Genomic DNA, 8289 nt, shown 5'->3' with positions numbered 1-8289 from the left:
GCCCGCCGGGGCGGGGCCGGCGGGCGCGCCCCGCAACAAGCCCTTGCAGTTTTTCCAGGCTTCTCCGCAGGGATCCGCGTGCGCGCCGCGGCGCCCGCCGGGGCGGGTGACGTAGAATGTGAAGCCCTTTCATTCCCTGCGCCCGGAAGACTCGAGCCCTTCTTCAGGAGCCCGTCCCGGGCTTTTTCCGCCGCGCGCAGTGAACGTTCGTTCAAACCGCCATGCCCTTAGAACGCATCCATCACGAAGTCGTCCGCGTCGGTCCGGAATCGATCGACATCCAGGAGCACGTCAACAACCGTGAGTACCTGCGCTGGATGGAGCTCGCCGCGATCAACCACGCCGAGAAGCTCGGCTGGGGCGTGTCGAGCCTCGTCGAGCAGGGGCGCGCCTGGGTGGCGCGCGAGCACTGGATCGAATACCTGAAGCCCTGCTTTGCGGGCGACCAACTCGACGTCTACACGTGGATCCAGAGCATCTACGGCCCGACGAGCCTGCGCCGCTACGCCGTCGTGCGCGGCGGGCTCCCCGTCGCCGTCGGCGCGACCGAGTGGGTCTACCTCGACCGCGCCACGGGACGCCCGACCCTCATCCACCCGAGCGAGGAGGTCCTCGCCGTGCTCGTCGCTCCCGCGGACCCGGAGCTCAAGCGTCTCGGCGCGGGGCGCCCCGTGCGCTTCTCGCCCGGCGCGGCGCTCCTCAAGGGAGAGGAATAAGGCGATGCAGGAATATCTTTCGATCAAGGGGCTCACCTTCGGCTACGGCCAGCGCCGCATCCTGCACGACGTCTCGATGAGCTTCGGCGCGGGCAAGGTCGTCGCGATCATGGGCGGCTCCGGAATGGGCAAGACGACGCTCCTCAAGCTCATCGGCGGGCTCCTCACGCCCGACGCGGGCGAGATCCGCGTCGGCGGCGAGAAGCTCGACCCGTCGGACCGCCGGGGGCTCTACCGCATCCGCCGCCGCATGGGGATGCTCTTTCAGTTCGGCGCGCTCTTCACCGACCTCTCGGTCTTCGACAACGTGGCCTTTCCCATCCGCGAGCAGACCGACCTCGACGAGGAGACGGTGCGCGACCTCGTGCTCATGAAGCTCAATGCGGTGGGGCTGCGCGGCGCGGCGAACCTCATGCCCTCGGAGATTTCCGGCGGCATGGCGCGGCGCGTGGCGCTCGCGCGCACGATCGCGCTCGACCCCGCGCTCATCCTCTACGACGAGCCCTTCGCCGGGCTCGACCCCATCTCCATGGGCGTTACGGCGCGGCTCATCCGCAGCCTGAGCAAGGCGCTCGGCGCCACGTCGCTCATCGTCACGCACGACGTCGCGGAGACCTTCGACATCGCCGACTACGTCTACATGATCTCGGACGCGCGCGTCGCGGCCGAAGGCACGCCCGCGCAGATGCGCGCCTCGGACGATCCCTTTGTGCGCCAGTTCGTCGGGGGGCTCCCCGACGGGCCGGTGCGCTTCCAGTACCCGGCGCCCGACTACGCGAAGGACCTCGGCTTCGGCGCGCGGCAGGGAGACAGGTGATGCTCTCGAACCTTCTTGCAAAAATCGGCGGTTTCGTGCTCGGGCTCTTCGCCTCGGTCGGCCGTTTCGGCATCTTCTCGGGCCAAGTGCTCTCGCGCCTGCCGGGCGCGGGGCTGCGCACCGTCTGCCAGCAGATCCACTTCATTGGCAACTATTCGCTCCTCATCATCGGCGTCTCGGGCCTCTTCGTTGGGTTCGTGCTCGGGCTGCAGGGCTACTACGTGCTCGTGAGCTACGGCAGCGAGGAGGCCCTGGGCGTCCTGGTCGCGATGTCGCTCGTGCGCGAGCTCGGCCCCGTCGTCACGGCGCTCCTCTTCGCCGGACGCGCCGGCACGGCGCTCACGGCCGAGATCGGCCTGATGCGCTCGGGCGAGCAGCTCGCGGCCATGGAGATGATGGGCGTGGATCCCTTCCGCCGCGTCCTCGCGCCGCGCTTCATCGGCGGCTTCATCGCCATGCCGGTCCTCGCGCTCATCTTCTCGGCCGTGGGCATCATCGGCGCCTGGATCGTCGGCGTCGGACTCATCGGCACCGACGCGGGCGCGTTCTGGTCGCAGATGCAGGCGGCCGTCGACATCTTCCACGACGTCATGAACGGCTTCGTGAAGAGCGTGGTCTTCGGCGTGGCCGTGACGCTCGTCGCGCTCTACCAGGGCTACGCCTCGCGTCCGACCCCCGACGGCGTCGCGCGCGCCACGACCACGACGGTGGTCGTCTCCTCCCTTCTCGTCCTCGGGCTCGACTTCATCATGACGGCCTGGATGTTCACCTCGGTTTGACACACGTAAATTTTGAGCTTCAGACATGCAGAACAATCGCTCACTTGAAATCATGGTCGGGCTCTTTCTGGTGCTCGGCTTCCTCGCGGCGCTCTTCATGGCGCTTCAGGCCGCGAACCTCGGGAGCTTCTCCTTCGGCAACAAGACCTACGCGGTCACGGCGGACTTCGACAACATCGGCGGCCTCAAGCCCCGCGCGGCCGTGAAGAGCGCGGGCGTGGTGGTCGGGCGCGTGCGCTCGGTCGCCTTCGACCCCCAGACCTTCCAGGCGCGCGTCACGATGGACATGGACGCGCGCTATCCCTTCCCGGACGACAGCTCCGCGAAGATCCTCACGGCGGGGCTCTTGGGCGAGCAGTACGTCGGCATCGAGGCGGGCGCGGACGAGGAGAACCTCAAGGAGGGCTCCCGCATCAGGCGCACCCAGAGCGCCGTCGTGCTCGAAAACCTGATCAGCCAGTTCCTCTACTCCAAGGCCGAGGACGGAGGCAAGTAATGATGAAACGATCCCTCATGCTCGGCGCGGCCGCCTCGGCCCTTCTGCTCGCGGGCTGCGCGGAGGTGCCGCCCAATGCGGGCGAGAATCCCGCGGACCCCTACGAGGCCTTCAACCGCAACGTCTACGCCTTCAACGACGCGCTCGACCGCGCGGTCGCCAAGCCCGTCGCGCGCGCCTACGTCGAGTGGACGCCCGAACTCGTCCGCACGGGCGTCTCGAACGCCATGGACAACCTCGGCGACCCGGGCAACGGCGTCAACAACATCCTTCAGGGGAAGGTGAACGACGGCATCGGCAGCTTCTTGCGCTTCCTCGTCAACTCCACCTTCGGCGTCGCGGGGCTCTTCGACGTCGCGGGCGAAATCGGACTTGAGGAGAAGCCCGAGGACTTCGGGCAGACGCTTGGCGTCTGGGGCGTCGGCCAGGGCTCGTACCTGGTGCTCCCGATCCTCGGCCCCTCGTCGACGCGCGACTGGCTGCGCCACCCCGTCGGTTGGGCGACCAATCCGACCACCTACGCCCTCTGGGATGAGGACTGGTACTGGGGCGCGTCGCTCTGGCTCGTGGACGGCATCGACGCGCGCGCGCGGCTCCTGCCCCTCGAGGCGATGCGCGCCTCGACCGTGGATGAATACGCCGCGGTGCGCGACGCCTACCTCGGCGCGCGCGAACGCGCCGTCCTCGACGGCCGTGCGCCCGACGCCGAAGCCGAACTCAAGACGCTCACGCCGCTCGACTTCGGCGACGACGAATGAGCGGCCGGACACTTCCTCAAGGAGACACATTCATGCAGCGCAGAACGCTTCTGACGGGCTCGCTTCTTCTCGCCGCCGGCGCGGCGCTTCCCACCGCCGCCTTCGCCGAGTCGCTCCCCTACGACGACAAGGGCGATCCGTTCGCCTTCGTGGTGGACCTCTCCAACGCCGTACTCGAGCGCATCCGCGGCAGCGAGTCGCTCAAGTCGGGCGACCTCGAGAGCCTGCGTCGGCTCGTCGACGCGGTGATCATGCCCGCGACGGACTTCACGATGATGACCCGCATGACGGTGGGTCCGAAGTGGCGCCAGGCGACGCCCGAACAGCGCCGCGCCCTGCAGGACGGGTTCGAGCTGCTGCTGATGCGCGTCTACGCGGGCGGCCTCTCGGCCGTGAAGGACCAGAAGTGCGAGCTGCGCCCGACGCGCGTGAAGACCGTGCGCGACGAAATGGTGATCCGCACGCTCCTCACCTCGGCCTCGGCCAACCCGATCGCGCTCGACTATCGCATCTACCGCAACAAGGCGGGCGCCTGGAAGGTGGTGGACGTCAACATCGAGGGCATCTGGATGGTGGAGAACTACCGCTCGCAGTTCGCCGCCGTGCTCTCGCAGGACGGCGTCGACGGGCTCATCCGCCTCTTCAACGAAAAGGGTGAGGAGCTCGCCCGCGAAGTGAAGGCGAAGAACGAGGCGCAGAAGTGAAGACCGCCGAGGAACGCATCGACTTTGAGAACGCCCGCCGGGTGAAGGCGGCCGTCATCGCCGCGATCGACGCGGGCGATGGGGTCGTGGACCTCTCGGGCGTGAAGAGCGCCGACAGCGCCGCGCTCTCGGTGCTGCTCGCCGCAGAGCGGCGCGCCCTCGCGCGCGGCCTCGAGTGCCGCATCGTCGGCCTCCCGGAAAACCTCCGGACGCTTGCGCGCCTCTACGGCGTCGAGCCGCTGCTCGGCCTCTGACGGGCCGACGGGGTTCTGCGCGAGACAACATCACATACGAACACGGTTCCTTCTCCAATGGAAAAACTCAAGATCCGCGGCGGCCGCCGGCTCGTCGGCGAAGTCCGCGTGAGCGGCGCGAAGAACGCCGCGCTCCCCATTCTCTGCGCGTCGCTCCTTACGGCGCGGGACCTGAAGCTCTCGAACGTCCCCGACCTCGCCGACGTGCGCACGATGCTCCGGCTCCTCGAAGGCATGGGCGTCAAGGTCGAGCGGCGCGGCCACGAGGTGACGCTCAACGCCGGGGCGCTCACGAGCACGGTCGCGCCCTATGAGCTCGTGAAGACGATGCGCGCCTCGATCCTCACGCTCTGCCCGCTCGCGGCGCGCTTCGGCTCGGCCCGCGTGAGCCTGCCCGGAGGGTGCGCCATCGGTGCGCGTCCGGTGGACCAGCACATCAAGGGGCTGCGCGCCCTCGGCGCGAAGGTCGAGATCGACCACGGCTACGTGGACGCGCAGGCGTCCCGCCTCAAGGGCGCGCGCATCGTCACCGACATGGTGACCGTCACCGGCACGGAGAACCTGATGATGGCCGCGGTGCTCGCCGAGGGCCGCACCGTCATCGAGAACGCCGCGCGCGAACCCGAGGTCTCCGACCTCGCCGAGTGCCTCAACGCCATGGGCGCGCGCATTTCGGGCGCCGGGACCCCGACGATCGTGATCGACGGCGTTGAGACGCTGCACGGCGCGGAGCACCGCGTGATCGCCGACCGCATCGAGGCGGGCAGCTACCTCTGCGCGGCCGCGGCGACCCGCGGCGACGTGCTCGTGCGCGGCTGCGTCCCGCACGACCTCGAGGCCGTGACGGCCAAGCTCGCCGAAATGGGCGCCGGACTCGAACAGGGCGGCGACTGGATCCGCCTCTCGATGTCGGGGCGTCCGCACCCGGTGAAGATCCGCACCACGCCGCACCCGGGGTTCCCGACCGACATGCAGGCGCAGTTCATGGCCGTGGCGGCCCTGGCCGACGGCGCCTCGGAGATCACCGAGACGATCTTCGAGAACCGCTTCATGCACGTTCCCGAACTCGCCCGCATGGGCGCAAAGATCCGCGTCAACGGCAACACGGCCGTGGTCACGGGCGTCGAGACGCTCGAAGGGGCCGACGTGATGGCGACCGATCTGCGCGCCTCCGCCTCGCTCGTCATTGCGGCGCTCGCCGCGCAGGGCGAGAGCACGGTGGACCGGCTCTACCACCTCGACCGCGGCTACGAGCGCATGGAGGAGAAGCTGCGCGTCCTCGGCGCCGACGTCGAGCGCGTGCGCGGCTGAGGACGGGGTGAACCTCGACCTTCGGCCAGGTTGACCGCGCGGCGCCCGATCAGCCAATATGTCGAATGGAGCTTCCGGCCCCTCGGTCCGGAGCTCCGCCTCAAAGGATTCAATTACGGGCGGGCGGCTCTCTTCCAGGGCGCGCCCTCCGTCAGGAAAACGCAAAACATGTCTGACTGCATCTTCTGCAAGATCGCCGCGGGCGAGATTCCCTCGGCCAAGATCTATGAGGACGACGACGTCGTCGCCTTCAAGGACATCCATCCCCAAGCTCCGGTGCACTTTCTGATCGTGCCGAAGCGCCACATCACTTCTCTCGCCACGGCCGAGGCGGGCGACGAACCGCTTTTGGGTAAAATGCTCGGCCTCACGCGCAGGCTTGCCAAGGAGCAGGGCTGTGAAAACGGCTTCCGCGTCGTGATCAACACCGGCCGCGACGGCGGTCAGGAAGTTCCGCATCTGCACGTGCACGTCCTCGGCGGCCCCCGCCCCTGGAAGCGCACCACTGAATTCTGATCTAGGAGTACAAAAATGGGTTCCCTCTCCGTCTGGCACTGGCTGATCGTCCTCGCCATCGTCGTCCTCGTGTTCGGCACGGGCAAGCTGAAGAACATGGGCAAGGATCTCGGCGGCGCCATCAAGGGCTTCAAGGAAGGCATGAAGGATGCCGAGGACAAACCCGCCGATCCCAAGGAGCTGCCGCAGCAGACCGCCACCAAGCAGTCCGAGACGATCGACGTCGAAGCCAAGGAAAAGCCCAAGGCCTGATGCGCCTTGAGGGCGCGGAGCGCGGGCGCATCCGCCCGGCTCCTCCCCGCAGCCGCCCTCCCCGGCGACGGCGCCCTGCGCCCCCGCCCTGCGGGCGGCCTGTCGCTTAAATAGACCGCGGCAGCCCGACATGAGGCTGACCGCGGCCTTTTGCAGTGAAGAGACGTCATGTTTGATTTCGGTTTCAGCGAAATGGTGATCGTCGGCGTCGTCGCGCTCGTCGTGCTCGGCCCCGAACGGCTTCCCGTCGTCGCGCGCAAGAGCGGCGAGTGGATCGGCAAGGCCCAGCGCTTCGTCGCGCAGGTGAAGTCCGACATCGACCGCGAGACGGAGCTCTCGGAGTTGAAGCGCATCCAGGAGGAGGCGAAGAACCTCGCTCAGGACGTGAAGAGCTCCGTTGAAAAACAAGCCTCGAGCATCGAGTCCTCCGTGAAGAGCGCCGCGGGTGAGGTCGAGGCCGCGGGCCGCGAAGCCGAAGCGGGGTTCGAGTCCGCCAAGAAGGCCGCGGGCGCGTCCGACGCCGCTTCGATGGGTCCCGTCACGGCGAGCTCGGAGGACATCTCCGAGGTCTACGGCTGGGGCGACGCCAACACGGACGATGAGATCATGACGCCGCAGTACGCCTGGAACGAGCCGAAGACCTTCGCCAAGCGCTACCACTCGGGTCCCTCCGTGGACGACCTCGCCGCGGAGCTCGAGCGCATGCGCCGCGAACTCGGTATGCGCGAGGCGAATCTCGGCGGCGCCGCAGGCCGCCGCCGCGCGCTCGCGCCCCGCGCGAAGACCGCGCGCACCCGCATTTACCGTTGAGGATTGAGCAAAAATGACTGATCCCAAGCCGGAGCTTGAAGCGCCCGACGATCCCGCCAACGAGCAGCCGCTCGTCGCGCACCTCATCGAGCTGCGCAACCGTCTGATGAAGGCCGTGATCGCGATCGTCGTGGTGTTCGCCTGCCTCTCGCCCTTCATGAAGCAGATCTTCGACTACCTGTCGCAGCCGCTCATGGTGGCGCTGCCGCAGGGCGCGAAGCTTCTCGCGACGGGCGTCGTGGCGCCCTTCTTCGTGCCGCTCAAGGTGACGCTCTTCGTCTCCTTCCTGATCGCTCTGCCGATCGTGCTCTACCAGATCTGGGCGTACGTCGCGCCGGCGCTCTACCGCAGCGAGAAGCGGCTTGCGCTCCCGGTGCTCATCTCCTCGATCGTGATGTTCGCGATCGGCATGGCGTACTGCTACTTCATCGTCTTCCGCATGGTCTTCCAGTTCATCGCCGGCTTCTCGCCCGACTCGGTGAACTTCGCCCCGGACATCGACTCGTACTTCAGCTTCGTGCTCACGATGTTCCTCGCCTTCGGCCTCACGTTTGAGGTGCCCATCTTCGTCGTGGTGCTCAACCGCGTGGGCTTCGCGACCTGCTCGAAGCTCAAGAAGGCGCGTCCCTACGTGATCGTCGGCGCCTTCGTGATCGCCGCCATCTTCACGCCGCCCGACGCGCTCTCACAGATCCTGCTCGCGCTCCCGCTCGTGATCCTCTACCAGGTGGGGATCTGGTGCGTGCAGCTCGTGGGCCGCTCCGACGAGGAGGTCGAGGAGATGCAGGAGGAGAAGCAGAAGGAGGAGGAGTAGCGCTCCTCTTGCGAACGGATCCCCATTGAAAGACGCGGGGCCGCGCCCTCTCGGAGGTGCGC

General features: G+C 67.8%; 12 protein-coding genes. All 12 read left to right on the top strand.

Annotated elements, in window-relative coordinates; genetic code table 11:
* Nucleotides 1-221 precede the first annotated feature (221 nt).
* The 12 genes from ACT6Y9_RS06535 (at nt 222) to tatC (ending at nt 8227) form a co-directional block, all read left to right on the top strand.
* Complete coding sequence (locus tag ACT6Y9_RS06535) at nt 222-716, top strand: acyl-CoA thioesterase (RefSeq protein WP_443743928.1); 495 nt, start codon at nt 222-224, stop codon at nt 714-716.
* Nucleotides 717-720: 4 nt separating this feature from the next.
* Nucleotides 721-1533, top strand: a complete 813-nt coding sequence (locus ACT6Y9_RS06530; protein WP_295478649.1) for an ABC transporter ATP-binding protein — start codon at nt 721-723, stop codon at nt 1531-1533.
* Nucleotides 1533-2312, top strand: coding sequence for a lipid asymmetry maintenance ABC transporter permease subunit MlaE (gene mlaE, locus ACT6Y9_RS06525; protein WP_295478652.1), 780 nt, complete (start codon nt 1533-1535; stop codon nt 2310-2312). The genes ACT6Y9_RS06530 and mlaE overlap by 1 nt, the downstream gene beginning before the upstream one ends.
* A gap of 25 nt (nt 2313-2337) precedes the next feature.
* Nucleotides 2338-2808, top strand: coding sequence for an outer membrane lipid asymmetry maintenance protein MlaD (gene mlaD, locus ACT6Y9_RS06520; RefSeq protein WP_443743927.1), 471 nt, complete (start codon nt 2338-2340; stop codon nt 2806-2808).
* On the top strand, nt 2808-3566 hold the full coding sequence (locus ACT6Y9_RS06515; RefSeq protein WP_295478657.1) for an MlaA family lipoprotein: 759 nt from the start codon (nt 2808-2810) through the stop codon (nt 3564-3566). The genes mlaD and ACT6Y9_RS06515 overlap by 1 nt, the downstream gene beginning before the upstream one ends.
* Nucleotides 3567-3598: 32 nt before the next feature.
* Nucleotides 3599-4270 (top strand): MlaC/ttg2D family ABC transporter substrate-binding protein, encoded by a 672-nt coding sequence (locus ACT6Y9_RS06510; RefSeq protein ID WP_443743926.1) that lies wholly within the window; start codon nt 3599-3601, stop codon nt 4268-4270.
* On the top strand, nt 4267-4524 hold the full coding sequence (locus ACT6Y9_RS06505; RefSeq protein WP_443743925.1) for an STAS domain-containing protein: 258 nt from the start codon (nt 4267-4269) through the stop codon (nt 4522-4524). The genes ACT6Y9_RS06510 and ACT6Y9_RS06505 overlap by 4 nt, the downstream gene beginning before the upstream one ends.
* 57 nt (nt 4525-4581) lie before the next feature.
* Nucleotides 4582-5835 carry a UDP-N-acetylglucosamine 1-carboxyvinyltransferase gene (gene murA / locus ACT6Y9_RS06500; RefSeq protein ID WP_443743924.1) on the top strand — a complete coding sequence of 418 codons (1254 nt, stop codon included), beginning with the start codon at nt 4582-4584 and terminating at the stop codon, nt 5833-5835.
* 168 nt (nt 5836-6003) lie between these two features.
* The gene (locus tag ACT6Y9_RS06495; protein WP_443743923.1) at nt 6004-6351 is read left to right on the top strand and encodes a histidine triad nucleotide-binding protein; all 348 of its coding nucleotides are present in this window, start codon (nt 6004-6006) and stop codon (nt 6349-6351) included.
* A 15-nt stretch (nt 6352-6366) separates the two neighbouring features.
* A complete protein-coding gene (tatA, locus tag ACT6Y9_RS06490) occupies nt 6367-6603 on the top strand; it encodes a Sec-independent protein translocase subunit TatA (RefSeq protein ID WP_295478671.1) in 237 nt (78 codons plus the stop codon).
* 168 nt (nt 6604-6771) lie between these two features.
* Complete coding sequence (gene tatB, locus ACT6Y9_RS06485; protein ID WP_443743922.1) at nt 6772-7413, top strand: Sec-independent protein translocase protein TatB; 642 nt, start codon at nt 6772-6774, stop codon at nt 7411-7413.
* Between the two features lie 13 nt (nt 7414-7426).
* Complete coding sequence (gene tatC / locus ACT6Y9_RS06480; RefSeq protein ID WP_295478677.1) at nt 7427-8227, top strand: twin-arginine translocase subunit TatC; 801 nt, start codon at nt 7427-7429, stop codon at nt 8225-8227.
* Nucleotides 8228-8289 lie beyond the last annotated feature (62 nt).

Source organism: Sutterella sp. (assembly GCF_052272535.1).
GTDB lineage: Bacteria > Pseudomonadota > Gammaproteobacteria > Burkholderiales > Burkholderiaceae_F > Sutterella.
Note: the sequence above shows the minus strand (reverse complement) of the source record. Positions and strands in the feature narration are given on the sequence as shown.

Excerpts from the sequence above, each read along its gene's own strand:
- ACT6Y9_RS06495 (WP_443743923.1), top strand. The coding sequence starts at position 6,004 with ATGTCTGACTGCATCTTCTGCAAGATCGCCGCGGGCGAGATTCCCTCG.
- murA (WP_443743924.1), top strand. The coding sequence starts at position 4,582 with ATGGAAAAACTCAAGATCCGCGGCGGCCGCCGGCTCGTCGGCGAAGTC.
- ACT6Y9_RS06510 (WP_443743926.1), top strand. The coding sequence starts at position 3,599 with ATGCAGCGCAGAACGCTTCTGACGGGCTCGCTTCTTCTCGCCGCCGGC.
- ACT6Y9_RS06515 (WP_295478657.1), top strand. The coding sequence starts at position 2,808 with ATGATGAAACGATCCCTCATGCTCGGCGCGGCCGCCTCGGCCCTTCTG.
- mlaD (WP_443743927.1), top strand. The coding sequence starts at position 2,338 with ATGCAGAACAATCGCTCACTTGAAATCATGGTCGGGCTCTTTCTGGTG.
- ACT6Y9_RS06535 (WP_443743928.1), top strand. The coding sequence starts at position 222 with ATGCCCTTAGAACGCATCCATCACGAAGTCGTCCGCGTCGGTCCGGAA.
- mlaE (WP_295478652.1), top strand. The coding sequence starts at position 1,533 with ATGCTCTCGAACCTTCTTGCAAAAATCGGCGGTTTCGTGCTCGGGCTC.
- tatA (WP_295478671.1), top strand. The coding sequence starts at position 6,367 with ATGGGTTCCCTCTCCGTCTGGCACTGGCTGATCGTCCTCGCCATCGTC.
- ACT6Y9_RS06530 (WP_295478649.1), top strand. The coding sequence starts at position 721 with ATGCAGGAATATCTTTCGATCAAGGGGCTCACCTTCGGCTACGGCCAG.
- tatB (WP_443743922.1), top strand. The coding sequence starts at position 6,772 with ATGTTTGATTTCGGTTTCAGCGAAATGGTGATCGTCGGCGTCGTCGCG.
- tatC (WP_295478677.1), top strand. The coding sequence starts at position 7,427 with ATGACTGATCCCAAGCCGGAGCTTGAAGCGCCCGACGATCCCGCCAAC.